26 protein-coding genes and 1 pseudogene are annotated in these 25266 nt (G+C 69.8%); 13 read left to right on the plus strand and 14 right to left on the minus strand.

Going from position 1 to position 25266, the window contains the following annotated elements; all coding sequences use genetic code 11:
- Window positions 1-87 precede the first annotated feature (87 nt).
- From xylB to ACWDRB_RS38625, 4 genes and pseudogenes are all read right to left on the minus strand, one after another.
- The gene (xylB, locus tag ACWDRB_RS38610) at window positions 88-1491 is read right to left on the minus strand and encodes a xylulokinase (protein ID WP_449902319.1); all 1404 of its coding nucleotides are present in this window, start codon (window positions 1489-1491) and stop codon (window positions 88-90) included.
- Window positions 1492-1655: 164 nt separating this feature from the next.
- A pseudogene (locus ACWDRB_RS38615) lies at window positions 1656-1859 on the minus strand (xylose isomerase); the annotation flags it as partial.
- 29 nt (window positions 1860-1888) lie between these two features.
- Entirely contained in the window at window positions 1889-2077 is a 189-nt protein-coding gene (locus ACWDRB_RS38620; protein WP_350732537.1) for a hypothetical protein, read from the minus strand.
- A gap of 60 nt (window positions 2078-2137) precedes the next feature.
- Window positions 2138-2587, minus strand: coding sequence for a MarR family winged helix-turn-helix transcriptional regulator (locus tag ACWDRB_RS38625; protein ID WP_350732538.1), 450 nt, complete (start codon window positions 2585-2587; stop codon window positions 2138-2140).
- Window positions 2588-2650: 63 nt separating this feature from the next.
- Here ACWDRB_RS38625 and ACWDRB_RS38630 point away from each other — a divergent pair, with 63 nt between their 5' ends.
- Window positions 2651-3160 carry a VOC family protein gene (locus ACWDRB_RS38630; protein WP_350732540.1) on the plus strand — a complete coding sequence of 170 codons (510 nt, stop codon included), beginning with the start codon at window positions 2651-2653 and terminating at the stop codon, window positions 3158-3160.
- Window positions 3161-3204: 44 nt separating this feature from the next.
- On the plus strand, window positions 3205-3438 hold the full coding sequence (locus ACWDRB_RS38635) for a hypothetical protein (protein ID WP_185069775.1): 234 nt from the start codon (window positions 3205-3207) through the stop codon (window positions 3436-3438).
- Here ACWDRB_RS38635 and ACWDRB_RS38640 read toward each other — a convergent pair.
- Window positions 3435-4715 (minus strand): TIGR04013 family B12-binding domain/radical SAM domain-containing protein, encoded by a 1281-nt coding sequence (locus tag ACWDRB_RS38640; RefSeq protein ID WP_449902324.1) that lies wholly within the window; start codon window positions 4713-4715, stop codon window positions 3435-3437. The two genes, ACWDRB_RS38635 and ACWDRB_RS38640, sit on opposite strands and share 4 nt — an antisense overlap.
- A 15-nt stretch (window positions 4716-4730) precedes the next feature.
- The gene (locus ACWDRB_RS38645; RefSeq protein WP_449902327.1) at window positions 4731-5303 is read right to left on the minus strand and encodes an NADPH-dependent FMN reductase; all 573 of its coding nucleotides are present in this window, start codon (window positions 5301-5303) and stop codon (window positions 4731-4733) included.
- 87 nt (window positions 5304-5390) lie between these two features.
- On the opposite strand from ACWDRB_RS38645, the gene ACWDRB_RS38650 reads away from it, so the two are divergent.
- Window positions 5391-5723 (plus strand): winged helix-turn-helix transcriptional regulator, encoded by a 333-nt coding sequence (locus ACWDRB_RS38650; RefSeq protein WP_350732545.1) that lies wholly within the window; start codon window positions 5391-5393, stop codon window positions 5721-5723.
- A gap of 12 nt (window positions 5724-5735) precedes the next feature.
- Here the strand turns inward: ACWDRB_RS38650 and ACWDRB_RS38655 are convergent, their stop codons facing one another.
- Window positions 5736-6224: a hypothetical protein gene (locus ACWDRB_RS38655; RefSeq protein ID WP_449902330.1), complete on the minus strand. Its 489-nt coding sequence runs from the start codon at window positions 6222-6224 to the stop codon at window positions 5736-5738.
- A 181-nt stretch (window positions 6225-6405) separates the two neighbouring features.
- On the opposite strand from ACWDRB_RS38655, the gene ACWDRB_RS38660 reads away from it, so the two are divergent.
- The 5 genes from ACWDRB_RS38660 to ACWDRB_RS38680 all read left to right on the plus strand — a co-directional run bounded on the left by ACWDRB_RS38660 (window position 6406) and on the right by ACWDRB_RS38680 (window position 11602).
- On the plus strand, window positions 6406-7530 hold the full coding sequence (locus ACWDRB_RS38660) for a S1 family peptidase (protein ID WP_449902332.1): 1125 nt from the start codon (window positions 6406-6408) through the stop codon (window positions 7528-7530).
- A gap of 137 nt (window positions 7531-7667) precedes the next feature.
- Complete coding sequence (locus ACWDRB_RS38665; RefSeq protein WP_350732550.1) at window positions 7668-8045, plus strand: VOC family protein; 378 nt, start codon at window positions 7668-7670, stop codon at window positions 8043-8045.
- Window positions 8046-8121: 76 nt separating this feature from the next.
- Entirely contained in the window at window positions 8122-8808 is a 687-nt protein-coding gene (locus ACWDRB_RS38670) for a DUF998 domain-containing protein (RefSeq protein ID WP_397368992.1), read from the plus strand.
- A gap of 56 nt (window positions 8809-8864) precedes the next feature.
- Window positions 8865-11228, plus strand: a complete 2364-nt coding sequence (locus ACWDRB_RS38675; RefSeq protein WP_449902335.1) for a nitrate- and nitrite sensing domain-containing protein — start codon at window positions 8865-8867, stop codon at window positions 11226-11228.
- Entirely contained in the window at window positions 11225-11602 is a 378-nt protein-coding gene (locus ACWDRB_RS38680) for a DUF742 domain-containing protein (protein WP_350732555.1), read from the plus strand. Before ACWDRB_RS38675 ends, ACWDRB_RS38680 begins: the two co-directional genes overlap by 4 nt.
- Here ACWDRB_RS38680 and ACWDRB_RS38685 read toward each other — a convergent pair.
- The 5 genes from ACWDRB_RS38685 to ACWDRB_RS38705 all read right to left on the minus strand — a co-directional run bounded on the left by ACWDRB_RS38685 (window position 11599) and on the right by ACWDRB_RS38705 (window position 16083).
- The gene (locus ACWDRB_RS38685) at window positions 11599-12171 is read right to left on the minus strand and encodes a GTP-binding protein (protein ID WP_350732556.1); all 573 of its coding nucleotides are present in this window, start codon (window positions 12169-12171) and stop codon (window positions 11599-11601) included. The genes ACWDRB_RS38680 and ACWDRB_RS38685 overlap by 4 nt on opposite strands.
- On the minus strand, window positions 12152-12514 hold the full coding sequence (locus ACWDRB_RS38690; RefSeq protein ID WP_350732557.1) for a DUF742 domain-containing protein: 363 nt from the start codon (window positions 12512-12514) through the stop codon (window positions 12152-12154). The genes ACWDRB_RS38685 and ACWDRB_RS38690 overlap by 20 nt, the downstream gene beginning before the upstream one ends.
- Window positions 12511-12918 (minus strand): roadblock/LC7 domain-containing protein, encoded by a 408-nt coding sequence (locus ACWDRB_RS38695; protein WP_350732559.1) that lies wholly within the window; start codon window positions 12916-12918, stop codon window positions 12511-12513. The genes ACWDRB_RS38690 and ACWDRB_RS38695 overlap by 4 nt, the downstream gene beginning before the upstream one ends.
- A gap of 13 nt (window positions 12919-12931) precedes the next feature.
- On the minus strand, window positions 12932-15058 hold the full coding sequence (locus ACWDRB_RS38700) for a sensor histidine kinase (RefSeq protein WP_449902339.1): 2127 nt from the start codon (window positions 15056-15058) through the stop codon (window positions 12932-12934).
- A 167-nt stretch (window positions 15059-15225) separates the two neighbouring features.
- Window positions 15226-16083 (minus strand): PrsW family intramembrane metalloprotease, encoded by an 858-nt coding sequence (locus ACWDRB_RS38705; RefSeq protein ID WP_397368996.1) that lies wholly within the window; start codon window positions 16081-16083, stop codon window positions 15226-15228.
- A gap of 226 nt (window positions 16084-16309) precedes the next feature.
- On the opposite strand from ACWDRB_RS38705, the gene ACWDRB_RS38710 reads away from it, so the two are divergent.
- The 4 genes from ACWDRB_RS38710 to ACWDRB_RS38725 all read left to right on the plus strand — a co-directional run bounded on the left by ACWDRB_RS38710 (window position 16310) and on the right by ACWDRB_RS38725 (window position 20164).
- The gene (locus ACWDRB_RS38710; protein WP_350732563.1) at window positions 16310-16510 is read left to right on the plus strand and encodes a hypothetical protein; all 201 of its coding nucleotides are present in this window, start codon (window positions 16310-16312) and stop codon (window positions 16508-16510) included.
- Window positions 16511-16524: 14 nt separating this feature from the next.
- Window positions 16525-17997, plus strand: a complete 1473-nt coding sequence (locus ACWDRB_RS38715; RefSeq protein ID WP_449902343.1) for an SPFH domain-containing protein — start codon at window positions 16525-16527, stop codon at window positions 17995-17997.
- Between the two features lie 79 nt (window positions 17998-18076).
- On the plus strand, window positions 18077-19408 hold the full coding sequence (locus tag ACWDRB_RS38720) for a flotillin family protein (RefSeq protein ID WP_449902346.1): 1332 nt from the start codon (window positions 18077-18079) through the stop codon (window positions 19406-19408).
- A gap of 108 nt (window positions 19409-19516) precedes the next feature.
- On the plus strand, window positions 19517-20164 hold the full coding sequence (locus tag ACWDRB_RS38725; protein ID WP_449902349.1) for a hypothetical protein: 648 nt from the start codon (window positions 19517-19519) through the stop codon (window positions 20162-20164).
- Between the two features lie 79 nt (window positions 20165-20243).
- On the opposite strand, the gene ACWDRB_RS38730 is transcribed toward ACWDRB_RS38725, so the two are convergent.
- Window positions 20244-22280 (minus strand): glycosyltransferase family protein, encoded by a 2037-nt coding sequence (locus ACWDRB_RS38730; protein WP_363977191.1) that lies wholly within the window; start codon window positions 22278-22280, stop codon window positions 20244-20246.
- A 54-nt stretch (window positions 22281-22334) separates the two neighbouring features.
- On the minus strand, window positions 22335-23465 hold the full coding sequence (gene wecB, locus ACWDRB_RS38735; protein WP_350732571.1) for a non-hydrolyzing UDP-N-acetylglucosamine 2-epimerase: 1131 nt from the start codon (window positions 23463-23465) through the stop codon (window positions 22335-22337).
- 176 nt (window positions 23466-23641) lie between these two features.
- On the opposite strand from wecB, the gene ACWDRB_RS38740 reads away from it, so the two are divergent.
- Window positions 23642-25189 (plus strand): glycosyltransferase family 4 protein, encoded by a 1548-nt coding sequence (locus ACWDRB_RS38740; RefSeq protein WP_449902353.1) that lies wholly within the window; start codon window positions 23642-23644, stop codon window positions 25187-25189.
- Window positions 25190-25266: the final 77 nt, after the last annotated feature.

Genomic DNA, 25266 nt, shown 5'->3' on the forward strand with positions numbered 1-25266 from the left:
AGGGCCGACAGATCCGGTTGAGGACCTCGAGGTCAGTCAGTCGATGGGTCAGACCCTGGCGGGAAGCGCTCATCTCCATCATCACTGTCAGTCGAGGATGTGGGTGGTGGCGCGGGCGTAGCGGTCGCGGATCGAGGGGACGGCGTCCCCTTCGTACGTCTCCGTCTCCTCCGACCGCCAGTCCGGCGTGGTGACCAGCGTGGCGGCCTGGTACGCGGCGCCGTTGGCGACGTACTCGGCCGGCGGCGGCACCGTGATCGGGACGCCGAAGATCGTCGGGGCGATGCGGCGGACCGCCTCCGAACGGGCCGCGCCGCCGATCAGCAGCACCCGCTCCGGCTTGGTGCCCAGCGCGTCGAGAGCGTCGGCGAGGCCGCACAGCATGCCCTCGATGGCCGCCCGCGCCAGGTGGGCGGGGGTCGAGGTGGCCAGGGTCAGCCCGTGGACGGAGCCCGTCGCGGTCGGGCGGTTGGGGGTGCGCTCGCCCTCCAGGTACGGCACCAGCGTCAGCCCGCCCGCCCCCGGTGGGGCCTGGAGAGCCAGATCGCTCAGCGCGTCCAGGCTCACCCCGGCGATGCGGGCGGCGGCGTCCATGACGCGGGCGGCGTTGAGCGTGCACACCAGCGGCAGGAACCGTCCCGTCGCGTCGGCGAAGCCGGCCACCGCGCCCGTCGGGTCGGCGCTGGGCGACTCCGCGACCGCGAACACGGTGCCGGAGGTGCCCAGCGACACCACGACGTCGCCGGAACGGGCGCCCACGCCGAGCGCCGCCGCCATGTTGTCGCCCGTGCCGGGGGCGATCAGCGCCGCGCCCCCCTCGTACGCCGCCTCGTCCGGCCCCAGCACCCTGGGCAGCAGGGGGATCGAGCCGAACGCCAGCTTCAGCAGATCCGTCCGGTACGCGCCCGTCGACGGCGACCAGTAGCCCGTGCCCGAGGCGTCGCCCCGGTCCGTGGCGAGCCGGTCGAGCGGCGGTGCCGGGGAGTCGGCCGAGAAGGTCCCCGAGGCGAACGCGCCGGCCAGGCGCCAGGAGAGCCAGTCGTGCGGCAGGCAGACGGCCGCCGTACGGGCCGCGTTGTCCGGCTCGTGCTCGGCCAGCCAGCGCAGCTTGGTCACCGTGAACGAGGCGACCGGCACCGACCCGACGGCGGTGGCCCAGGCCTCCGGCCCGCCCAGCTCCGTCACGAGGTCCGCGGCGGCCTGCGCGGAGCGGGTGTCGTTCCACAACAGGGCATCACGTACGACATTTCCGGACTCGTCCAGGCAGACCATGCCATGCTGCTGCCCGCCCACACTGACGGCGAGCACGTCGTCCAGCCCGCCGGCCTCCTCGATGGCCCGCAACAACGCGTCCCACCAGTGCGACGGATGCACCTCCGTGCCGTCGGGATGCGGCGCGCGGCCCTGCCGGACCAGCGCGCCCGTCTCAGCGTCACGAATGACGACCTTGCAACTCTGCGTCGAGGAATCGACCCCAGCGACCAGCGTCACCCACGAACTCCTAACAAGTGCTCCAGCGCAAGCTGGTTGAGATGCGTGAAATGGTATCCGCGCGCGGCGGCGACGTCCGGATCGAAGTCGTCGGAGGCGAGATCGGCCGGCGTCTCACCGCGGTCGAGCGTGGGCAGGCCGAGCTCCTCGACACGGTAGGCCGGCCCGGTTTTGGCAAGCGCTTTCCTGAAGGCCGCGATCGCCCGGTCGCGATCGGGCTGGACGGCCGGCAGGTCGTCGTCGTGGAAGGTGACGCCGTAGGCCCCGAGCTCGGTCAGTCGGTGCACGCTCTCCGCCGGATCGAGCGGCTGCCGGCCCACCGTCCACAGACCGAAGGTGAATCGGTCTTCAGGGGTTGGCTCGTACATGTCTCGATGCTCCCCTGGCGATCAGCTGTTCACAAGCCCGAGGGGTCACGTCCCACGCTGATCTCCTCGGCGATCTTGCGGATCTCCGCCACCTCGAGGCCCGGAGCCTTGGGCAGGTGGCGCAGCAACGCCTCCATCACCACGGGCACGGGCTGGCCGGCGAACCGTCCCGCGATGCCGTGGACAGCCCTGAACAGCGCCTCATCGGTGTCGTGCATCGGCCTCTCCTTGTTCGGGTACCCGGAGAAACCTACGGCCTCGGCACGACAGTTCGCTCGCTACCCCTCCAGCGTGTTCCGCACTGCGACGCAAATCTCGTCGAGCCGGCGTACCTGCTCGGGCGTCAGCACGTCGAACAGGCTCCGCCGTACCTCCTCGACGTGTCCAGGCGCGGCGGCGGCCAGCGCGGCGAACCCGGCGTCCGTGAGCACCGCGAAGCTGCCGCGCCCGTCGTCGGGGCAGCGCTCGCGCCGGACCCACCCGCGCTCCTCCAGGCGCGCCACGGCGTGCGACAGCCGGCTCTGCGAGCTCTGCGCCCTGGCGGCCAGCTCGCTCATCCGCATCGACCGTCCGGGCGCCTCGGAGAGCGCCACGAGGATCATGTAGTACGTGTGCGGCATGCTCGCGTCCCGCTGGAGCTGGCGGTCGAGCGCCTCGTTGATGAGCTGGGTCGCCGCCAGGAAGTTCCGCCAGGTGTGCTGTTCGTCCGCATCCAGCCATCTCGTCACGGTCCCAATTTAGTTGAACTCTCATATACTTGAGACGGGACTCCGCCCGGAAAGGGGCACATCATGCCTGTTCAGCGACTCAACCACGCGGTCCTTTACGTTCGCGACGTGGAACGCAGCGTCGGCTTTTACCGCGAGGCCCTCGGCTTCGACGTCGTGATGGGCATGCCGGGCGCCGCCTTCCTGCAGGCCCCCGGCTCGACGAACGACCACGACCTGGGCCTGTTCCAGATCGGCCCCAAGGCGGACCCGTCTCCGGCCGGCAGCACGTCCGTGGGCCTCTACCACCTGGCGTGGGAGGTCGACACCCTCGACGAGCTGGAGCGGGTCGCGGTCAAGCTGAGCGAGCTCGGCGCGCTGGTCGGCTCGTCCGACCACGGCACGACCAAGGCGCTGTACGCGAAGGACCCCGACGGGCTGGAGTTCGAGGTGTCGTGGCTGGTGCCGGCCGCGCTGATCACCGACGAGGTCCTCGCCGCCCGCTCCAGCATCCGCCCGCTCGACCTGGCCGCCGACAAGGAGAGGTACGGCGCTCAGACCCGAGGCGGAGTAGGCGTGTCCATCCCCGTCTGAAGTACCGTAGGTGTGATACGACCCTTCTTTCACGGGGAACGGTCATGCCAAGCGATCCTGACCACGTGCTCGACGCCATCGACGGTGTCGTCGACGAGTGGGAGACGCTGAGCGCGGACGCCATGCGCTGGTCGCCTCCCGAAACCAAGAGTCCCGACTTCCTGACCGAGGTGACGGAGATCTTCGGTCCGCTGGTCAACGCGTTCGCGCAGGCGCTGCGTCCCGTCAGCGACGCGTTCGAGCGGGTCATGCACACCTTCGACGACGACGATCACTAGCCGGTGCGCCGGCGCCGTGCCCGGCGCGGGTAGGCCTTGGCCGTCTCGGCCAGCCGTACGGCGTGTTCGGCCTGCTTGCGCCAGTGCCCGTAGGCGTCGCCGCGCTGCGCCAGCCGGTCCAGCTCGCTCATGGTCGCCAGCGGGATGAACGCGGGCTCGGCGTCCCGCCACGGCGTGCCGGGCAGCGGCATGAACGTGTGGGTGTGGATGCGGGCTCCCAGCTCGGCCAGGTCGGAGGCGAGCTTCAGCGACTGCTCCTGGTCCTCCTCGGTCTCGCCCGGCATGCCGAAGATGAAGTCGACGTTCGGCCGGAAGCCGTGCTCGACCGCGATCCTGACGGCGTCGCGCACCGGTGAGGTGTCGTGGCCGCGGCCCGAGGCGGCCAGCACCTTGTCGGAGCCGGACTGGGCGCCGATGATCAGGTTGTCGTTGGCCACGTAGCGCTTGAGCATCCGCATGGCCTCCGGGCTGACGTGCTCGGGCCGTACCTCTGAGGGGAAGCTCCCGAAGAACACCCGGCCGCGCGGCGGCAGCTCCTCCTTGACCCCGGCCAGCAGCTCCTCCACCTTGCCCAGGTCGGGATCGGGCCCGGGGGAGCCGTACGAGAGAGAGGTCGGCGTGATGAAGCGGATGTCGCGCAGGCCCCTGTCGACCATCCCGCGCACGTGCTCGCGCACGCCGGCGACCGAGCGGTGGCGGAACTGCCCGCCGAACATGAACGGCGTCTGGCAGAAGCGGCAGGTGTAGCGGCAGCCGCGGGTGATCTCGATCGGCCCGTTCCTGCCCACGAAGGAGGGGAACGCGTCGAGCGGCAGCTGCGGCGCCGGCCTCGTGCGCAGGGCGACGCCGTCGGCGTCCTTGATCGCCAGCCCCGGCACCGAGGTGAGCGGCTCGTCCTGCTGGAGCGCCCGGACGAGGGAGATGATCGTGGTCTCGCCCTCGCCGATCCCCGCCAGGTCCCAGCCCGCGTCGATGACCTGCTGCGGCTCGGCCGTGGCGTGCACGCCGCCCGCGATGTGCAGCCCCCGGCCGCCGCTCAGCGACCTGACCGCGGCCAGCTCGGCGGCCATGGCCTCGGCGTCGGGCGAGTAGAACGACCAGAGCACGAGCACGCGGTCGGCCTGGCTGGCCGTGATGTGCTCCGCGGTCTCCTCAGGGGTGGTGCCGAGCCTCAGCTCGTGCTCCACCCCGGCGCTCTCCAGCGCGGCGAGCAGCGCGTGCACGCCGTACGTCACCGCCTTGCGGTAACGGACCACCACACCTACGGCCAGTGCCACGCCCGGCAGCGTAGCTCAGGCGACGCGCATCGAACGCAACGCGCCGGTCAGCTTGGCCAGCTCGGCGAGCATGGCGTCGGCGGCGGAGTCCATGACGTCGTTGGCGTGCACCTTGCCGTCCTCGCCGATGAACTGGGAGTAGAACGGGATGTTCACCGCCTCCAGCACCGGGATCATCCTCAGGGTGCTGGTGACCTGGCGCAGGCTGTTCGCGGCGCGGGTGCCGCCGGAGACGCCGCCGTAGCTGACGAACCCGGCCGCCTTGTGCTGCCACTCGTGGTGCAGGTAGTCGAGGGCGTTCTTCAGCACGGCGTTGAAGCTGTGGTTGTACTCGGGGGTCACGAACACGTACGCGTCGCCCCGCTCGACGGTGGCGCTCCACTCCTTGGTGTGCGCGTTCACATACTGCTTGAGCCGGGGGTGGTTGGGCTCGTCCAGGAACGGCAGCGCGACCTCCGCCAGGTCGACCAGCTCGACCTCGAACAGTCCCGACTCCACGGCCTTGCCGTGGAACCACTCGGCGATGGGACGTCCGGCACGACCGGGACGGGTGCTGGCGACGACGATCTGCAGGACCGGCTTGCCCATGGCATGCTCCTTCACTCAGGCGGTGTAGCTACTCAACATTATTGAGCTGCTACATATTTCTGAGCAAGCGCTGATAGGATTTGTGGCATGAGTCTCGATTTGGTGTGCGCGCGCTTCCACATCGCTTTAGAGCTGATCGGCGCCCGGTGGTCGGGCGCGGTGATCCACATGATCTTCAAGGGCGCCCACCGGTACGCCGACCTCAAGGCGGCCATCCCCGGCATCAACGACACGATGCTGGCCCGGCGGCTGCGCGAGCTGGAGAGCGCCGGGCTCATCGAGCGCCGCGTGCTGCCCACGTCGCCGGTGCGCGTCGAATACCACCTGACCGAGATGGGGCAGGAGCTGCGGCCGGTGCTGGACGAGCTGGTGACCTGGGCGCACAAGTGGATCCCGCTGCCGGAGGCCAAGTCCGCCTGACGATCCCGGCCCTCAGCGGTGGGAGGACGGGATCCGCTTGGGCAGCGGCGGCGGCTCCGGGGCCTCCTGCGGAGGCGGCGGGGGCGGGTCGGTCCTGGCCGCGCGCCAGCGTGAGGGGAAGAGCGAGGCGGTCAGCAGGATGCACCCGGTGGGGAGCGACCAGGTGTAGAGCAGGGCCGTGTAGCCCTCGAGAAACTGGCTCGGCACGTCGTCGAACCCCATCCGGTGGTCGCCGCCCAGGGCCATGCGCACCAGCGCCGCTCCGATGAAACCGAGGAAGGCCAGGCCGGGCAGCAGCGAGGCGAGCGGCGAGATCCTCGACCCGGCCAGGACCCCGATGAGCACCACCGTGCCGACATACACGGCCAGCACGACCCAGTCGACGGTCATGGCCGCCGTGTGGCGATAACGCTCGATCCCCACGATGAAACCGGTTGCAATGAGCGGGGTGGCCAGCAGTCCCGCGCCGGCGCCGAGCAGATGGCGAACACCGTTTCGCAAAGAGAACACCTCCAGCAACGGGACCATACCGACCTACCAGGCCACTCACCTTTTAGGCGATAAATCGGTCCATAGCCCGTGTCCGAAAAGACTCCATAACACCGAAATAGAGGCTCTTTGGCATGCTGGCAGGCGCCTTAGCAACCGTTAGCTTGACAGCACCCCCACCCGAGGAGTGCACATGTCGAGTAAACGCTGTGCGTTGGTTGGCGGCGTCATCCTCGCCGCCTGCCTGGCCACCCCGCTCAGCCCCGCAGCAGCCGACCCGGCGCCTCAATCCGCCTCCCCATCCCTTCCCCCGTCCGTCGTGGACGCGCTCGAACGGGACCTCGGACTCTCCGAGCAGCAGGTCAACGCCCGCCTGGCCAACGAGGAACGCGCCGCGTCCACGCAGGCCACGCTCACCTCCCAGCTCGGCGCGTCGTACGGCGGCGCCTGGCTGAACGACGACGCCTCCAAGTTCCTGGTCGCCACCACCGACCCCAACGCCACCGGCACCATCAAGGCGCAGGGCGCCGAGCCGGTCGTGGTCGCGCGCTCGCTCGCCCAGCTCGACGCGGTCGTGCAGCAGCTCGACCAGGCGCCGAAGAAGGCCCAGACCGGGGCGGCGCTCTGGTTCGTGGACGTGAAGACCAACAGCGTCGCCATCCAGGCGCCCACGGTGGAGGCCGCCGAGGCCCTGGCCAAGGCCGCGGGCGTGGACAGGAGCGCGGTCAGCGTGTCGGCGACCGCCGAGCGGCCCGTTCCGCTCATCAACATCATCGGCGGCGCGCCGTTCTACATCGGCTCCAGCCGCTGCAGCGTCGGCTTCTCGGTCACCAGGGGCAGCACCCCCGGTTTCGTCACCGCCGGGCACTGCCGCGTGGCCACCAACACCACCAACCCGACGGGCACCTTCCAGGGCGCCTCATTCCCGGGTAACGACTACGCATGGGTCGCCGCTCCCGGCAACACCGCGCAGCCGTGGGTACGCGGCTCCGGCGGCGCGAACGTGATCGTCCGCGGCTCCACCCAGGCCGCGGTGGGCTCGTCCATCTGCCGCTCCGGTTCGACCACCGGCTGGCGCTGCGGCACCATCCAGCAGCACAACGCCACGGTCACGTACCCGCAGGGCACCGTCACCGGCCTGACCCGCACCAGCGCCTGCGCCGAGCCCGGCGACTCCGGCGGCTCGTTCATCTCGGGCAGCCAGGCCCAGGGTGTCACCTCGGGTGGCTCCGGCAACTGCTCCGTCGGCGGGACCACGTACCACCAGCCCGTCAACGAGATCCTGAGCGTCTACGGGCTCACCCTCCGCACAGGCTGACCCACGGCGCCGAACTCCGCGCGGCACGCCCGGCTGGGCGCGCCGCGCGGAGGTTTTTGCGTTCACAGCGATGAGTTCTCCCGCTCCGTCCGGTCTGTCTGATGGAAAGCACGTCAACACCATCGGAGGAGCTCGCGATGAGGCGACCCGTTCTCGGCAGCCTGCTGCTCGCCAGCACGAACCCCGAGCGTCTGCGCACCTGGTACGTCGACGCCCTTGACCCGGAGGACAACTCCGACGTCGGCGGGTACGGGGTGCTCAAGTTCGGCGAGTTCTACCTGTTCATCGACACGCGGACGGATGTGTCGGACAAGAACCCCGAGCCCGGCAGGGTGATCCTGAACTTCGACGTGGCCGACGCCCGCGCGGTGGCCGCGCGCATGGACAGCGCGGGCGTGACGTGGCTGGCGGAGGTCGAGGACCGCGACGGCAGCCTGTTCGCCACCGCGATCGACCCGGACGGCAACTACGTCCAGATCATCCAGCTCAGCGAGGCCCATCGCGCAGGCATGTGACCTCAGGGTCGGGTCAGGGTCGGCTCGGGGACGGAGCCCGATGTGAGAGGGCTGCCCCCGGCGGGAGAGTTGCCTCATGACCGCAGTGAAGAGGCTCTCCCCCCTGATCGCCTGTGCCGCGATCCTGTTCTCGGTGGTCGCCGTGCTGGTCGGGCAGTTCGGGCCCGATCCCCAGCTCGACCCCATGAACGTGACCGTCAGCGAATACGCCGTGTCCGACCGCGGGGGCGTCACGGAGGTCGCCATGGCGGTGCTCGGGTTGGGGTCCCTGGCGCTGCTCGTGGGGTTGCGGGCGGCCGGTGCGCCGGTGCGGGGGATGCCTCAGTGGTTGCTGGGGGTGTGGTCCGGGGCTCTGGTCGTTGCGGCCCTGGTCCCGACCACACCCCTCGGGGCGGATCTCGACCTCGCGGCCCAGATCCACCGGTACGTGTCCGTCGCGGCGTTCGTGAGCCTGCCCGCCGCCGGGCTGTTGATGGTGCCCAGACTGGGCTCAGACGCCCGCTGGAAGCCTGTGGCGCGGGTGGTGGAGTGGGTGACCCTGGCCGGGGGGTTCGGGCTGCTGGCGATCACGTACGTGGCCCTGCCCGGCGAGCGGGTGATGATCGGTCTCGTCGAGCGGTTGCTGCTGGGTGCCGAGGTGACGTTGCTGGGTGTGCTGGCCGCGTGGCTGGCATGGCTGACCTGGCGTCCGGTCAGCCGGCGGGCTGCTGCGCAACATGCGGATTTCCTGACATATCACAGATTTATCGCAAGTCGATCTTAAAACCACCTGTATCGATGCTATTCTCTCCCGCGATCTTCTATCCGGGAGCGGGTGTCATGGCATCGGGCAGATCCATCAGATTCAAGATCTCGACGCTGCTCGTCATCCCCTTGGTCTCCCTGGTCGCACTCTGGGGCTTCGCCGCGAGCACCACGTCGGGGGACGCGCTCAACCTGCTCAAGGTCGAGACGATCTGGACGGGCGTCATCAACAACGCCGACGGCCTGATCTCCAACCTCCAGACCGAGCGCCTGGCCTCCGCCGAGCGGATCGCGGGCACGGTCACGGACCCCGACGCGCTGAACAAGGCGCGGGCCAAGGTCGACAACAACCGCAAGACGCTGCGCGAGCGCGCCATGTCCGAGGACGTGCAGTCGGCGCTCACGCAGGACATGAAGACCCAGCTCCAGAACGTCTTCGAGGCGATCAACCGGATCCCGGACATCCGCCGCAAGGTGGACGACCGCAAGCTCACCCCCGGCACCCTCGTCACCGAGTACGCGAAGGTCTCCGACGAGATCCACCTGCTGTACTCCAGGATGATGGTCAGCACCGACCTCCAGATGGCGCTCCAGGCGCAGGGCCTGATCGCCGCCGACGAGGTACGCGAGCTGCTGAGCCGGGAGCACGCGCTGATCGTCGCCGGTAACGGCCGGATGACCATGCACGCCGACCTCCACCTGCTGGCCGGCCTGGACAACACCCGGACGTACCTGTTCCCCAAGGCCCTGGCCAACCTCGACACCGAGCTGCGGGCCCCGTTCGAGAAGCTGTACTACTCCCCGCGCTACGGCACCATGGAGAACCTGCTGGAGAGCTACATCTCCGGCCAGCCGGTGGACGTCGAGCTGTGGCGGGGCGTGTCCGAGCAGGTCCAGAAGGAATACCGCGACGCCGTCTGGCGCACCGGCGACAAGCTCCTGGCCAGGATGGAGCCCGCGGGCATCGGCATCGTGGTGCGGGCCGCCATCGCGGGCGCGCTCGGCCTCATCGCCGTCATCTTCTCCATCGTCATCTCGATCAAGGTCGGCCGCAGGCTCACCCGCGAGATGAGGACGCTGCGCCGTACCGCGCTGGACCTGGCCGAGATCAGGCTCCCGGACGTCGTGACGAAGCTGCGCAAGGGCGAGAGCGTGGACATCGCCACCGAGGCGCCGCCCATCACGGTGGGCCGCGGCTCGACCAGCGAGGTCACCGACCTGGCGACGGCGTTCGACAGCGTGCAGAGCACGGCCGTGGACGCGGCCGTCGAGCAGGCCAGGCTGCGCGAGGGCGTGTCGCAGGCGCTGCGCAACCTCGCCAGGCGCAGCCAGTCGCTGCTGCAGCGCCAGCTCAAGATGCTCGACGAGATGCAGCGCCAGACGGAGGACCCGGAGGCGCTGGAGCGCCTGTTCAGGCTCGACCACCTGACCACCCGCATGCGCCGCCACGCCGAGGGCCTGGTGCTGCTCTCGGGCGGCGCGGCGGGCCGCAGGTGGCGCGGCGTCATCCCGATCGAGGACGTGCTGAGCGGCGCGGCGGCCCAGGTCGAGGAGTACACCCGGGTACGCGTCTACCCGATGAACGAGTGCGGCGTCTCGGGCGCGGCGGTGGCCGACCTCATGCACCTGTTCGCCGAGCTGATCGAGAACGCCGCCTCCTTCTCCTCGCCCAGCAACGAGGTTTCCGTACGCGGTGAGATGGTCGGCCGGGGCTTCGCCGTCGAGATCGAGGACCGCGGCCTGGGCATGGACGATGCCGCCCGCAGGGGCATCAACGCGCGCCTGGCCAGCCCGCAGGAGTTCGACCCCTCCCAGACCGAACGGCTGGGCTTCGCGGTGGTCGGCATGCTCGCGGCCAGGCACGGCGTCAAGGTGACGCTCAAGCCCTCGCCGTACGGCGGCACCACCGCCATCGTGCTCGTGCCCGGCTCCCTGGTGGAGCCCATGGCGACCCCGGTGCAGCCGCTGGAGTTCGAGTCCGTCTCGGTCTCGGTGGTCCGGCAGGAGCCCACGGGGCCTGGCGAGCTGCCGCGCCGGGTCCGTACCAGCAAGCGGGGCCAGCAGGCGGGCGGGACCGGCCCCGTGGCCGTGCCCCAGCAGGCGTCACAGCAGCAGACGGGCAGCGGCCCGGTGGCCCTGCCGCAGCAGCAGGAGCCCGACCTGCCGCGCCGCCAGCGGCAGCGGGAGACCGGGCTGCCACAGCGTGACCGCCAGAGGGAGACGGGGCTCCCGCAGCGCGAGCGGCAGAGGGAGACCGGCTTGCCGCAGCGCGAGCGTCAGGCGGACCTGCCGCAGCGGCTCAAGCAGACACCGCCACCGGCGCCGCCGGCCGAGGAGCGCTCACCAGAGGAGACCAGGGCGCTGCTCTCCTCGCTCCAGTCGGGCTGGCAGCGCGGGCGGCAGGACGCCAGTGAACAGGATGGGGGATCTCAATCGTGAGCGGCGAGCACGAGTGGGTCGATGAGGAGGCGGGGCCCGTCGTGCGGCCGTACGCGGTCGCGCGTGGGCGCACCAGGCCCACTTCCTCCAACGCGCTCGACCTGCTGGCGACCGTCGCCGGGACGGGGCTGCCCGTCCCGGCCAAGGCGGAGCTCAGCGCTCAGCACCGGCGGTTGCTGGGCTTCGTGGCAGGTCAGACCAGGCCCGTCGCCGAGGTCGCCTCGGATCTGGGCCTGCCCGTCGGCGTCGTGAGAGTGCTGCTGGGCGACCTGCTCGACCACGGACTGGTCACGGTCCGCCCGCCGCGCGACAAGGCCGCGACGCCCACGGAGAGCCTGCTCCGAGAGGTGATCAACGGCCTCAGGGCGCTCTAGTTCGCTGAGGTCAGCGTCCGCAGGGAGTGCTCCACGAGGGCGATCATGACTTCCTTGGCGGAGGTGCGCCGCCGCACGTCGCACAGCATGACCGGCACGTCGTCGTCCAGGTCGAGCGCGATGCGCACGTCCTCGACGCTGTGCCGCGCCGCCCCCTCGAAGCAGTTGACGGCCACCACGAACGGCGTGCCGCGCTGCTCGAAGTAGTCGACGGACGGGAAGCAGTCGGTCAGCCGGCGCGTGTCCGCGATGACGACGGCGCCCAGCGCGCCGTAGGACAGCTCGTCCCACATGAACCAGAACCGCTCCTGCCCGGGCGTCCCGAACAGGTACACGACCAGCCCGTCGCGGATCGTGATGCGGCCGAAGTCCATCGCCACGGTCGTGGTGTTCTTGGCCTCCACGCCGTCGAGGTCGTCGATCCCGATCCCACGGTCGGAGAGCACCTCTTCCGTGCGCAGCGGCTTGATCTCGCTGACCGCCCCGACCAGTGTGGTCTTGCCGACGCCGAACCCCCCTGCGATGAGAATCTTCAGCGCGACGGGGTCCTCAGAGAGCACGGAGTCCATTGATCACTTCCTTGAGAATGCGCTCATTCGACCGCGACCCTCCGGATGAGGGGGACGACACCGAGATGAGCCCGTGGTCACGCATGTCGCCCAGCAGGACCCGGACGACGCCGACGGGCAGGTCGAGCTCGACGGCCAGGTCGGCCACCGAGATCGGATTGCGTGCTGCCCGCAGGATGAGCTGCTGTTCGGGGCCGAGCTCGCCAGGCGGGTCGCCGACGGCGCGCACGGTTGCCACGAGGTCGAACGTGTCCCCTGAGGAACGCGTACGGCCGCGGATGAGAGCATAGGGCCGAACGACGGGCCCCGCGTCCTCATCGAACCACTGCGGGCTATCGCTCATGACGCTCCAGCGCGCGGATTGGTGGTGATGTGCTGGCCAACCCGCTTGACCAGCATCGCCATCTCGTACGCGATGTGGCCGACGTCCACGTTCGCATCGGCGATCACGGCCAGGCAGGTGCCCTGTCCCGCCGCTGTCACGAACAGGAAGGCCGACTCCATCTCCACAATGGTCTGACGCACGTCGCCGCCGCCGAAATGGCGTCCGGTGCCACGGGCCAGGCTCTGGAACCCGGCCGCAACCGCCGACAGATGCTCGGCGTCCTCCCGGATCAAGCCCTTCGAGTACCCAATCGCGAGACCGTCGGTCGACAAGATGACGGCCTGGCGCACCGCGGCGACCCTGGTGGCAAGATCGTCCAGCAGCCAGTTGAGCTCACCGGTGTTGGTGGTCGGCAAAGTCATGCATCCCCCTTACTCATGGCCCCTCCTCAGAGGCTTCTTCTCGGGCGCGTTGGGTCCCCCGCTGGAACGCGGAGAACAAGTCCCTTACCTCGTCAGGAGAGCGTTCGGGCGGCGGCTCCTGGCCACGCGGCTCCTGTTCGGGAGCCCGCTCCTGCCCGAGCGGCGGGCTCTCCTTGAGCTGCGGCGCCAGGTTGGTCCGGCGCACCCGCCTGGGCAGTCCCGCGTGCGTGCCGGAGGTCACCACGGCGAGCGCCTTCTTCCGCGTACGGCTCGGCAGATCGGCCTTGCCGTCGATGTCGCCCGCCTCCAGCGCCGCCTGCTCGGTCACCATCGAACGCGGCACGAGCACGATGGCCGTCGTCCCGCCGAAGGGCGACCGCCGCAGCAGCACCTTGATCCCGTACTGTTGCGCCAGCTTGGCCACCACGAACAGGCCCAGCCTGTCGCTGTCGGCCAGGTCGAACTCCGGCGGCGCGGCCATCCGCGTGTTGAACGCCGAGTACTCGGCGACCGACAGCCCGAGCCCGCGGTCCTCCACCTCGATGACGTATCCGTTGCTCACCAGGTCGCCGCGCACCTGGACCGTGGTGTCCGGCGGCGAGTAGATGGTGGCGTTCTCGACCAGCTCGGCCACCAGGTGGGTGAGGTCGGCGGCGGCGGTGCCGTCGACCGCGGCGACCGGCATGCCCTCGACGGTGACCCTGGTGTAGTCCTCGATCTCGGCGATGGCCGCGCGGACGATGTCGATCACGGGCACCGGCTTGCGCCAGGCCCGTCCCGGCGCGGACCCGGAGAGGATCATCAGGCTCTCCGCGTGCCGGCGCATACGGGTGGTCAGGTGGTCGAGGCGGAAGAGCTCCTCGAGCCGGTCGGGGTCGTGCGTACGGCGCTGCATGGCGTCCAGCAGCGACAGCTGCCGGTGCAGCAGGCCCTGCTTGCGCCGGGCGAGGTTGAGGAAGACCTGGCCGACCCCGCGCCGCATCGCGGCCTGGCCGACCGCCGCCGTCACGGCGGTGCGCTGCACGGAGCCGAAGGCCCTGGCGACGTCGCTGATCTCGGCGGAACCGTGCACCTTGATCGCCTTGGCCTCCTTCCGCACGTCGACGTCCTCGCCCCTGCGCAGCCGCTCGACGACGTCGGGCAGCCGGCTCTGCGACAGCTCGATCGCGGCGGTACGCAGCCCGGCCAGCTCGCCGGCCAGGCGGCGACCGAAGCGTACAGAGATGATGATCGACGCGAGCACGGCGATCAAGCCCACGCCGCCGGCGACGGAGATCTTGACGATGGTGGAGGTCGCGGCCTCGGACGTGCGCGTGGCCAGCACACCGGCGGAGGAGGAGCCGAGCTGGTCGAGCCGCGAGGTGAGCTTGTCGACGGCCTCGGTCCACCCCTCGGCGGTGGGGGGCGGGCTGCCGGTCTTGATGATCCGCGCTTCCATGGTGGCGAAGGTCTGGAACGGCTCGGTGGCGAAGACCTGCTCGTACGGCCGGCGCAGCGTCACGTCGAGCCCGGCCAGGCCGCGCGCGTGGAGGAACTTCCTGGAGGCCGCGTACTCGGTGAAGGCGGAGACCTCGGGCGCGGTGAGCCGGCGGTCGGCCAGTGCCCCGATGACGAGCGCGTGCTCCCTGGCGATGTACTCCCTGGCCATGCCCATGGCCTGCAGCGAGGACGCCTGCTGGAAGATCGTCAGGTCGGAGACGGAGACCAGGTGGTCGTAGAGGGTGAAGATCCCGTCGAGGATGCGGTTGTACTCGTTCAGCCCGGCCAGCCGGGAGCCGAGGCCGCCGTCGATGTCGGCCCTGATCGCCGAGAGGCGGCCGAGGGCGGATTCGAGGGTGTCGAGCGGCAGTCGCAGGTCGTCGCCGACCGAGCCGCCGGCCTCCATGACGGCCAGCTTGAAGTCGGTGAACGACCGGTCGGTGCGGGCGCGCTGGGCGCTGAGCACCGAGGTGAGCTTACGCGTAGTGAGCGTCTCGGCAGAGCGCACCCGCTCGGCCTGCAGCTGTAGTCCCAGGTCCGTGGAGGTGACGCCGATAGTCCGATAGAGCGTGTTCGCGCGGAGCAGTGACTGGGCGTCGCCCATGGTGAGGTTGAGGACGAAACCCCAGAGCGCGCTCAGAGACAGAAGGGGTAGCAGCAACAATAAGAAGATCTTGAACCGAATTGACCGGTTTCGCGAGCCCATGTCCCAACCTCGAGTCGGGGGCATTTCCACACCTTGTGTAAATACACCTCCGGAAGATCGCATAGGAGACTAGCACCGTTTATGGTTCCGGCGCAGTGGGAGGAACGCGTTCATTACCGTGATTATTGGGACAAGATCTCGCGATCGCGACGTGCCCTGGCGGCGATCGTCCGCAGCCACAGCAGCGCTACCAGGGAGATCGCGATGAGCCCGGCCCAGTTGACCATGGTGTACACGTGCACCTGCCACGCGGTCACGTTCGGGACCCGGCCGATACGCAGGAGCTCCCACTGCCACGGCTGGCCGGTCAGCACGAGCGTGATCGCGATCGCGATGGCGGTCATGGAGTCCCAGAGGGCGTGCAGCAGCGAGACGCCGAGGTAGGCCAGGACGACGGAGCCGGTGATCCGGCCGCGCGCCGCGAACAGCACGCCGCCCGCGATGGCCGTCCACAGGCCGTGCCCGACGGGCGACAGGATGCCGCGCAGTACCTCGGTCTCGACAAGCTGGGACAGTGACAGGCCGTCGGCGGTGAAGAGGGCGTTGAAGGCGTACCCGGCGCTCTCGAACGCGGCGAAGCCGAAGCCGACGGTGGCGCCGAGCACGATGCCGTCCCGGGCGGAACGCCGGGCCATCCTCCTGGTGACGAACATCAGCGCGCCGAGCTTCACGCCCTCCTCGATGAGGCCGACGAGGACGTACATGACGATCGACGGGCGGATCAGCAGGCTCTCGAGGAGGGAGGCGCCGAGCACGCCCAGCACGCCGCCCACCACGAACGCCACGAACAGCAGCTCGACCGTCACCTGCGGCGAGCGGTCGCGCCCGTACGCCCAGACCACGAACGTCACGGGCACCAGGAAGCTGCCGAACAGCACCACCGTCGGCACGAGGTTGGAGTTGGCCGTCCAGGCGGTGACCGCGACGCTGGCCAGCCACAAGACGAACCCGATCAGGAAGACCCGCGGCCACAGCTTCACAGCGCCTTCACCTCCACAGCGCGGAGGGCTGCCGTGACGGCGCCGCCAGGCCGAGCCCAAACCGTCGAACCGCGAATACCCCGTCCCTCAGGCGTCAATCGTCGTCTCAGGGGTCGATCGTCCCGAATGTCCGAGTATCCGGGCCCGCCGGAATCTTTCGTGCGGCCTATTACCGCGAATGCTCGTTTGGAGTAGCGTCCGGAATATCGCGAGCGGGGGGAGTCAGGTGGTCGGCAAGCAGGGCAGGGTCACGGGAAAGATCGGCCCAGGGCTCGTCGGCGAGGTCATGATCCCGGTCAGGGGCGGCGTGGAGGCGTTCTACGCACATCCCAGCGTGCCCGACGAGGAGTTCCTGACCGGATCCATCGTGGTCGTGGTCGAGTACTTCCCCCCGCGGACCGTCTACGTGGTCAGGGCGCTCGTCTAAGGGAGGCCGCTCCGATGTCCCCCGAGTTCTACATCGCCGCCGGCGGCATCGTCGCCGCCGCAGTCATCATCATCCTGCTGTTCAAGGCCGTGTGGCGGGTCGCGGAACCCAACGAGGCCCTGATCATCTCCGGGCTGGGCGCTCGCCGTCGCGGCGAGGGCGTCGACAGCCTGGGCTTCAAGATCATCACAGGCAAGGGTGCGGCGGTGCTGCCCGGGTTCCAGGCGGCCAGGCGGCTGCGGCTGGACACCAGGGCCGCCAACCTCCAGGTCTCCTGCGTCACCCAGCAGGGCATCCCCGTGCACATCCGCGGCGTGGTCATCTACAAGGTCGGCGACGACCTGTCCTCCATCGCCAACGCCGCCCGCCGCTTCCTCGACCAGCAGGACTTCATGACGAGCGCCATCCACGAGCTGTTCACCGGCCACCTGCGCTCGATCATCGGCAACCTCACCATCGAGGACCTCATACTCAACCGCGAGCGCCTGACCAGCGAGACCAGGGCCTCGGCCGCCGACGAGATGAGCAAGCTGGGCCTGATCGTCGACTCCCTGCAGATCCAGGAGATCGACGACGAGACCGGCTACATCGTCAACCTCGGCAAGCCGCACGCCGCCAAGGTCGCCTCCACCGCCCGTATCGCCCAGGCCCAGCGCGACCAGGAGGCCACCGAGGCCGAGCAGATCGCCGCCGCCAACATGGCCGCCGCCCGCCGCGACTCCCGCATCAAGGAGGCCTCCTACCAGGCCGAGATCGACCAGGCCCAGGCCACCGCCCGCCAGGCCGGCCCGCTGTCGGAGGCGACCGCCCGCCAGGAGGTGGTGGTCCAGGAGACGAGGGCCGCCGAGCTGGAGGCCAAGCTCGCCGAGCAGCGGCTGCAGTCGCAGGTGCGCAAGCCCGCCGACGCCAAGGCGTACGAGACCGTCACGCTCTCCCAGGCCGAGCGCGACGCCCGCATCGCGCAGGCGGAGGCCGAGGCCAGGGAGACCGAGCTGCGCGCCGCCGCGCAGGCCTCCCAGGTCAAGCTGGCCGCCGCGGCGGACGCCGAGTCCGTACGGCTGCGCGGCGAGGCCTCCGGCGCCGCCACGAAGATCGCCGGTGAGGCCGAGGCCCAGGCCGCCCGGGCCCGCGGTCTGGCCCAGGCCGAGGCCGCCAAGGCGCTGGGTCTGGCCGAGGCCGAGGCGTCGGAGGCCAAGGGCCTGGCGGAGGCGCAGGCGATCAAGGCCCGTGCCGAGGCGCTGAAGGAGAACCAGGAGGCGGTCATCGCCCAGCAGCTCGCCGAGCGCTGGCCGGAGGTCGTGGAGGCGGGCGCGAAGGCGTTCGGGAACGTGGACCACATGGTGGTGCTGAACGGCGCCCAGGGCGTCGAGGAACTGCTGGCCAAGGCCCTCACGCTCGGCGGCGCCGGGATCGGCCTGGCCAGGGCCCTGCTCAACGGCGCCACTCCCAACGGGACGGAACCGGAGATATCTAGTAAAGCGCCTTGATCGGGCGTACCTTCTCATTGGGGCGAGCCGGGAAGTCTGGTCGGCAACTTATACGACGACGTCCTCCCGGGAGCAGGTCATGGACTTAATGCTCGCAGGCATCATCGCCCTCATCGCGTTCATCTGCGTCGTGGCGTTCAAGCTGGTCTGGCGGGTCGCGGAGCCGAACGAGGCGATCCTCATCTCGGGCCTGGGCGCCCGCGGCCGGGAGACGCTCGGCTTCAAGATCGTCACGGGGAAGGGTGCGCTGGTCGTCCCGGGGTTCCAGACCGCGCGCCGCATGTCGCTCGACAGCCGCGTCTCCCAGCTCGAGGTCAAGTGCGTCACCAAGCAGGGCATCCCGGTGCACGTGCGCGGCGTGGTGATCTACAAGGTGGGCGACGACTTCGTCTCCATCGCCAACGCCGCCCGCCGCTTTCTCGACCAGCAGAAGACCGTGGACGAGAAGACGCACCAGCTCTTCTCTGGCCACCTGCGCTCGATCATCGGCAACCTCACGGTCGAGGACCTGATCGTCAACCGCGACGCGCTCACCAACGAGATCCGCACCTCGTCGGCCGACGAGATGAGCAAGCTCGGCCTGAACGTGGACTCCCTGCAGATCCAGGAGATCGACGACGCCACCGGCTACATCTCCAACCTCGGCCGCCCGCACGCGGCCGCCGTGGCCTCGCTGGCCAGGATCGCCGAGGCACACCGCGACCAGGAGGCCAACGCCGCCGAGCAGGAGGCCGCCATCAAGAAGGCCGCCGCGGTCCGCGAGGCCCGCATCCAGCAGGCCGGGTACCAGGCAGAGATCGACCGGGCGTCGGCCGCGGCCAAGCAGGCGGGCCCGCTGGCCGAGGCCACCGCCCGCCAGGAGGTCGTGGTCCAGCAGACGACCGCCGCCGAACGCGAGGCCCTGCTCGCCGAGAAGCGGCTGGAGGGCGAGGTGCGCAGGCCCGCGGACGCCAGGGCGTACGAGCAGGTCACGCTCGCGGAGGCGGCGCGGCGCGTGGCGGTCGCCGAGGCGCAGGCAGAAGCCGAGGGCATCAGGCTGCGCGGCGAGGCGGAGTCGGAGGCGACCAGGCTGCGCGGCATCGCCGAGGCCGAGGCCGCGCGGGCCAAGGGCCTGGCGCAGGCGGAGGCCATCAAGGCCCGCGCGGAGGCGCTGGCGAGCAACCAGGAGGCGGTCGTCGCGCAGCAACTCGCCGAACGCTGGCCGGAAATCGTCGAGGCCGGCTCGAAGGCGTTCGGAAACGTCGAACACATGGTGGTCCTGAACGGCGCGCAGGGCGTCGAGGAAATGCTCGCCAAGGCGCTCACACTCGGGGGTGCCGGATTGGGCCTGGCCAGAGCCCTGCTCAACAGCGGATCGCCAAACGGCAACGAACCGGAAATCGTTCGTAAAACCACTGAATCCCGCGAATAGCGACGTTACTCGGCTGTCCGGCCTTCCATTCCTCTAGCGTTTTGACAAATACCGCTGGAGCGAATTGGAGGACGAATGCTGAAGCCCATTTCCGGTATATTCCTGAGTTTGCTGGCTATTGCCGGATGTTCCGCCGACAAGGCCCCGTCGGCGGCGCCGGCGGCCGCCGCGTCGTCCGCGCCGCAGGCGTCCGCCGAGACGGCCCGGCTGCGCGCCGCCCTGCTGCCGGTGCCCAAGGGCATGCACGTCGCGTACGGGCCCGAGCTGGGCGCGTTCGGCTCGCTCAAGTCCACCCAGCAGGGCCTCGCGGCCGTCCGCGCGGCCAAGCTGCAGCGGCCGGAGTGCGCGGGCGCGGCCCAGCTCGACGCCGACAGTCCCGACGTCGCCAAGGCGCCGGCGGCGGTGATCGCCTTCGCCGCCGACCGCGGCTCGATCACGCAGGCCGTGGTGGCGCTGCCCGGGAAGGCCTTCCCGGCACCGCTGCCCAAGGAGTGCAACTCGTACACCGCGGACGTGAGCGGCACGCAGGTGACCTACAAGACGCGCATGCTCGCGATGCCGGCCAAGGGCGACGAGTCGCGGGCCTACCTCACGACGGCGGCGGGGGGCCAGAAGAACGCGCAGATCGGGTCGGTCATGATCCGGCGGGGGACGCTGATCATGAGCATGCTGGTGGTGGGGCAGCGGGTGAAGCCGCAGGGGCTCTACGAGCTCGCCCGCCTCGCCGACCAGAACCTGGCCCAGATCACCCGCTGACCCGCCGCACTTCGGCCGGGGTCCTTCGAGGACGGAGGGCGGCACCGCCGCCCGCTGCTCTCCTCAAAGGGACGCCGGCCTAGATGAGGACGTGGTCGTCCGGGCGGCCGACGAAGGAGAACTGGGCGTTGCGGGTCAGCTTGATGTGGTCCGCCTGCCAGGTGTGCATCGACGCGTCCGCGCTGCGCCAGTAGACGAAGTTGAAGCGGTCCGCCGAGTAGATCTTGACGGAGTCCTCCTTCAGCCGCCGCACCAGGTGGGTGTCCTCACCACGGGTGATGTCCGCGAAGCCGTACGAGCGGAACATGTCCGCCTTGCCGAGGAACGTACCGCCCTGGACCAGGAAGGAGTAGCGGTGCTCCAGCCCCGGCAGGCGGAGCATGGTCGTGTTGCTGCCCTCGAAGTACGCGTAGTGCGCCCCCTTGCCGACCAGTTCGGCGTCGGAGTAGTCGAACGCGCGCACCAGGTCCGACAGGTAGTGCTCCCCGTACAGGTTGTCGTCGTCCATCTTGGCGATCAGGTCGCCCTCGGCGGCCGAGATGCCCAGGTTCATGCAGGCGCCGAGCGACAGGGACGCGTCGGCGGGCAGGACGACGACGTCCGTGATGCCCGCCATGCGGGCCTTGTCGGCGACCACGACCGGGTCGATGTCCAGACCGTGCAGCACCATGACGAGCTGGAGCGGCCGGTGGATCTGGCGGGCCACGGAGGAGATGGCGTGTTCGATCTGGGAGGCGCGGTTGGTGGGCAGCACGACCGAGATCGAGCGCGACCTGGGCTGCACCTGGTGCCCGAGGTCCTGGAGGATCTGGTCCACGCGGTGCGAGAACAGGTGCTTGTCGAAGACCTCGCGCATCGCCAGGTGCCCCATCCTGGCCCGCAGTTCGGGGCTGTTGATCAGGTGCAGGACCTGGTTGTACGACTCGACCGGCTCGCGCGCGATGGGGACGAGGTCGCCGAAGGTCTCCTCGACGGCCCGTGACCACCCCGACACGACGGGCGTGGCGCAGGCGGACAGCTCGAAGACCCGGCGGGCGCACATGGTCGGCGAGTCCAGCACCGAGTTGACGTTGAGGAAGACCTTGTACATCCGGTACGCGGCCAGCATCTGGTCGTAGGGGAGCTCGCCCACGATGTGCGGCCGGTACTTCTCCGGCCAGGCGTACTTCTCGTCCACCTCGCCGTTGCGCGCGAAGATGTGCAGACCCAGCTCCCTGACCGGGTCGATGACGGTCTCCATCTGCTCGCGGCGCTCGGGGTGCTTGTCGCGGAAGTACATCCCGGCGAAGACCACGTCGTGCAGGCGCCCCTGCCGCTGCTGGATCGGGTTGTGCACGCGGGGCTGGGCCGCGAACTGCAGCACATCAACCCGATCGTGTCCCAAAATTTCCCGATATTTCGGCACCATGTCACCGTCGCAGGTGAACACGTAGTCGAACAGCTTGGCCGTGTCGATGAAGAAGTCGAAGTTCGGCGGGTCCTCCTTGTTCCAGAAGACCGTCGGGATGCCCTCCCGCTTGCACCAGGCCACCAGCTCGCGCAGCGGCTCCTTGGGCGCGTTGGTGCCGGTCATCTGGTAGCGCCAGCGACCCTGGTTCCCGTGCCAGGCCGACTCGCAGAACAGCAGGTCGGGCCGCTTCTCGGCGAAGATCTCCGGCCAGTCCTTGAGCCCGAACTCGATCTGGTCCCACTCGTACTTGAAGGCCATCCGGGAGAAGTCGTCCAGGATCACCGCGACCTTCAGGTCCGGCCGGTTGACCGGCCCCTTCGGCCACTTCACCGCCGGCACCTCGACGAGCGGCGGCCGGTGGTTGGCGAGCTCGGTCGCCTCGGAGACCGGTACGGGCGGCTTCGGCGCCTTCTCCTTCGACCGGACCGCCTCGACGATCTTCCCCGGGCTCTTCGAGCCCAGGGCCTCGCCCAGCTTGTACGTCCGCTTCGCCTGCGTGGCCTCCAGCTTCCAGCTCGCGTACGCGGCCTTGGCCTCGGCGATCTCCAGCCGCCGCCGCAGCTCCCTGACCTCGGCCTCGAATCGCTCGACGAGCTTGCGCTCCTCGGGCAGCCAGTTGACGGGCCCGAGCCGCTGGTACGTGGGCTCTTCAGGGGTTTCGGCCATGGTGATACGCCTATCGCTTAGCGGAGGTACGTCATGTTACGGCGGATATGGCAGCTAAACGGGGCGTTTGGCCTGAGAAGCGGGAGCGAGGTTGTCGCCCTTCAGCCAGGCGGAGATCACCCGCGCGATCCGCATCCCGGCCTGGCCGTCCCAGAGCACCGGCAGCTCGCCCGCCGGCGTGGCGGCGCCGTCGGCCAGCGCCTTCTCCGCGGCGGCCGGCAGGACGGTCGGCGTGACCAGGCGGTTCGTGCCGTGCGTGATCGTGATCGGCCGCTCGGTGTTGGGCCGCACCGTCAGGCAGGGGACGCCCAGCACGGTCGTCTCCTCCTGGACGCCGCCGGAGTCCGTGACCACCAGCGCGGCGCCGCGTACGAGTGAGAGAAAGTCCACATAGCCCAGCGGGTCGACGACCTTGACCGACTCCCCGTCCACCAGGCCCGCCTCGGCCAGCCGCGCCTTGCCGCGTGGGTGGATCGGCACCACGATCGGGATCTGCCGCGAGACCTGCAGCACCGCGTCCACCAGTTCCTTGGCGGCCTCGGGGGTGTCCACGTTCGCGGGCCGGTGCAGGGTCGCCACGGCATAACGAGCCGGTATGGCCAGCCGCTCCACGACGGGCGCCGGGTCCAGCGACGGCAGCGCCGAGTACAGGCTGTCGATCATGGGGTTGCCCACCAGGTGCACCTTGGACGCGGGCACGCCCTCGTTCGCCAGGTAGGCCAGGGCCTCGGGGGAGGTGGCGAAGAGCACGTCGGCCAGCGCGTCGGTGACGACCCGGTTGACCTCCTCCGGCATGCCCCGGTCGAACGAGCGCAGCCCCGCCTCCACGTGCGCGGTCCTGACGCCCAGCTTGGAGCAGACGAGGATCGCGGCCAGCGTCGAGTTCACGTCGCCGTAGACGACGACCAGGTCGGGGTCCTGCTCCTGGACGACCTCCTCCAGGCCGACGAGGAGCGCCGCGGTCTGCTTGGCGTGGCTGCCCGAGCCGACCCCCAGGTTCGCGACGGGCTCGGGGAGGCCGAGGTCGGCGAAGAAGACGTCCGACATCAGCGCGTCATAGTGCTGACCAGTGTGGATGATGCCCTGCCGCACGCCGAGTTCACCGAGTGCCCGCACCACCGGGGCCGCTTTCACGAAATTGGGGCGAGCGCCCAATACGTGCAGGACCAGGGGGTTCTCCCTCATTGACCTCGCCTTTCATAGCGGAAGGGGAAAAACGTTGCCTATGGTACGGTCACCGCGTGGCATCCGACGCCAGTCGTCAAGACTCCTCCAAGGTTTCCGCGAAGTCCGCCCGAGCCGGCGTCGGTGGACTTCTCAAAGGTTTCGTTCAGCACCCGATCATCGTTTCCCGCGTCGTCGTGACGAAGGTCAAATCCGACCCCGTCCGGGTGGCCCAGGCCGCCGCCGACGCGCTCCCGCCCCGGCTGCGTCCCGTCGTGGGCAGCGTCGCCTGGCCCGTCGCCCGCCGCGCCAGGCGCATCGTGCGCAAGTTCGGCATGCGCGTGGTCAAGGGGCCGTGGAACGAGGCCAAAGAGCTGTGGGACGCCGGCAGGGTGACCGAGGCCGCCGAGGCGCTCGAAGCCCACACCAAATACCCGTTCGTCAAGCGCAGGGCCGCCTACTACCGGGGCGAGCTGGCCGCGATCAGCCCTGACCCGATCCCGCCCGGGCCGAAGGTGGCCATCACCGACCGCGTCGCGGGCCGGGTGCTGCACATGGTCACGAACGCGCTGCCGTACACGCAGGCCGGGTACACGGTGCGCACGCACCGTATTGTCACCTCGCAGAAAGCCGCCGGGCTCGACCCGCACGTGGTCACCAGCTGGGGCTGGCCGATGCTGCAGGGGCACGCGGACGCGGCGCCGTTCGAGGAGATCGACGGCATCCCCTACTACCGGCTGCTGCCCGACGGCCGCGGCGAGATGCCGTTCGAGACGCGCGGGCGCATCATCAGGGGCGCCGACGCGGTCACCAAGCTCGTCACCGAGCTCAAGCCGCAGGTCCTGCACGCCGCCACCGACCACCGCAACGGCTCCATGGCCCACGCGGTGCGCGACAGGACGGGCACGCCGTTCGTCTACGAGGTGCGCGGCTTCCTGGAGGAGACCTGGGCCTCGCGCGACCCGATCCGGGTGGGCAGCGAGCGGCAGGTGCTCCAGCGCGAGCGCGAGGCGTTCCTCATGCGCGCGGCCGACGCCGTGGTCACGCTGGCCGAGACCATGGCCACGGAGATCGTCGAGCGTGGCGTGCCGCGGGAGAAGATCCACCTGGCGCCCAACGCCGTGGACGACTCGCTGCTGACCGCCCACTACGACGGCGCCTCGTTCAGGAACGCGTACGGCATCGCCCCCGGCGAGATCGTCGTCGGCTCGGTGTCCAGCATCGTGGCCTACGAGGGCTTCGCCACCCTGCTGCGGGCCGCCGCGCTGCTGCGTGACGACGGCACCCCCGTAAAGGTGCTCATCGTGGGCGACGGCACCGAGCGCGAGAACCTCCTGGCGCTGGTCGACGAGCTGGGCCTCGGCGACGCCATCCTGCCGGGCCGGGTCGGCCCCGACGAGGCGTTGCAGGCGCAGGACGCCATCGACATCTTCGCCTGCCCGCGAGAGGACCTGCGGGTATGCCGACTTGTTACGCCATTGAAACCCGTCGAGGCGATGGCGCTCGGAAAGCCCGTCGTACTCAGCGATCTGCCTGCTCTGTCCGAGCTCGTGGGCTCGGACGGCGCCGGGATGCTCGTCCCTCCGGGTGACCCGGCCGCGCTCGCCAAGGCCATCGCGGGGCTCCGGGAGGACCCGGCCCGGCGCGCTGAGATGGGTGAGGCGGGACGGGCGGAGGTGGCGGCGAAGCGGACTTGGAGCCGCGTTGCCGAGACTTATCAAGCCCTATACCGGTCGCTTGCCTAATGTTGACCTTCGCGTTGGCTGTCACTTCTGACGTGTTCGGTCGCATTAGGCGTGAGCTAGGTGGACTTGAGATAACC

This window comes from Nonomuraea sp. NPDC003707 (genome assembly GCF_053587055.1).

What these genes read in the sequence shown, in the direction of transcription:
- wecB (WP_350732571.1), bottom strand. Translation starts at nt 23,465, where the DNA reads ATGAGGGAGAACCCCCTGGTCCTGCACGTATTGGGCGCTCGCCCCAAT.
- ACWDRB_RS38665 (WP_350732550.1), top strand. Translation starts at nt 7,668, where the DNA reads ATGAGGCGACCCGTTCTCGGCAGCCTGCTGCTCGCCAGCACGAACCCC.
- ACWDRB_RS38660 (WP_449902332.1), top strand. Translation starts at nt 6,406, where the DNA reads ATGTCGAGTAAACGCTGTGCGTTGGTTGGCGGCGTCATCCTCGCCGCC.
- ACWDRB_RS38730 (WP_363977191.1), bottom strand. Translation starts at nt 22,280, where the DNA reads ATGGCCGAAACCCCTGAAGAGCCCACGTACCAGCGGCTCGGGCCCGTC.
- ACWDRB_RS38645 (WP_449902327.1), bottom strand. Translation starts at nt 5,303, where the DNA reads ATGGGCAAGCCGGTCCTGCAGATCGTCGTCGCCAGCACCCGTCCCGGT.
- ACWDRB_RS38630 (WP_350732540.1), top strand. Translation starts at nt 2,651, where the DNA reads ATGCCTGTTCAGCGACTCAACCACGCGGTCCTTTACGTTCGCGACGTG.
- ACWDRB_RS38690 (WP_350732557.1), bottom strand. Translation starts at nt 12,514, where the DNA reads ATGAGCGATAGCCCGCAGTGGTTCGATGAGGACGCGGGGCCCGTCGTT.
- ACWDRB_RS38635 (WP_185069775.1), top strand. Translation starts at nt 3,205, where the DNA reads ATGCCAAGCGATCCTGACCACGTGCTCGACGCCATCGACGGTGTCGTC.
- ACWDRB_RS38720 (WP_449902346.1), top strand. Translation starts at nt 18,077, where the DNA reads ATGGACTTAATGCTCGCAGGCATCATCGCCCTCATCGCGTTCATCTGC.
- ACWDRB_RS38620 (WP_350732537.1), bottom strand. Translation starts at nt 2,077, where the DNA reads ATGCACGACACCGATGAGGCGCTGTTCAGGGCTGTCCACGGCATCGCG.
- ACWDRB_RS38670 (WP_397368992.1), top strand. Translation starts at nt 8,122, where the DNA reads ATGACCGCAGTGAAGAGGCTCTCCCCCCTGATCGCCTGTGCCGCGATC.
- ACWDRB_RS38715 (WP_449902343.1), top strand. Translation starts at nt 16,525, where the DNA reads ATGTCCCCCGAGTTCTACATCGCCGCCGGCGGCATCGTCGCCGCCGCA.
- ACWDRB_RS38675 (WP_449902335.1), top strand. Translation starts at nt 8,865, where the DNA reads ATGGCATCGGGCAGATCCATCAGATTCAAGATCTCGACGCTGCTCGTC.
- ACWDRB_RS38650 (WP_350732545.1), top strand. Translation starts at nt 5,391, where the DNA reads ATGAGTCTCGATTTGGTGTGCGCGCGCTTCCACATCGCTTTAGAGCTG.
- ACWDRB_RS38685 (WP_350732556.1), bottom strand. Translation starts at nt 12,171, where the DNA reads ATGGACTCCGTGCTCTCTGAGGACCCCGTCGCGCTGAAGATTCTCATC.
- ACWDRB_RS38695 (WP_350732559.1), bottom strand. Translation starts at nt 12,918, where the DNA reads ATGACTTTGCCGACCACCAACACCGGTGAGCTCAACTGGCTGCTGGAC.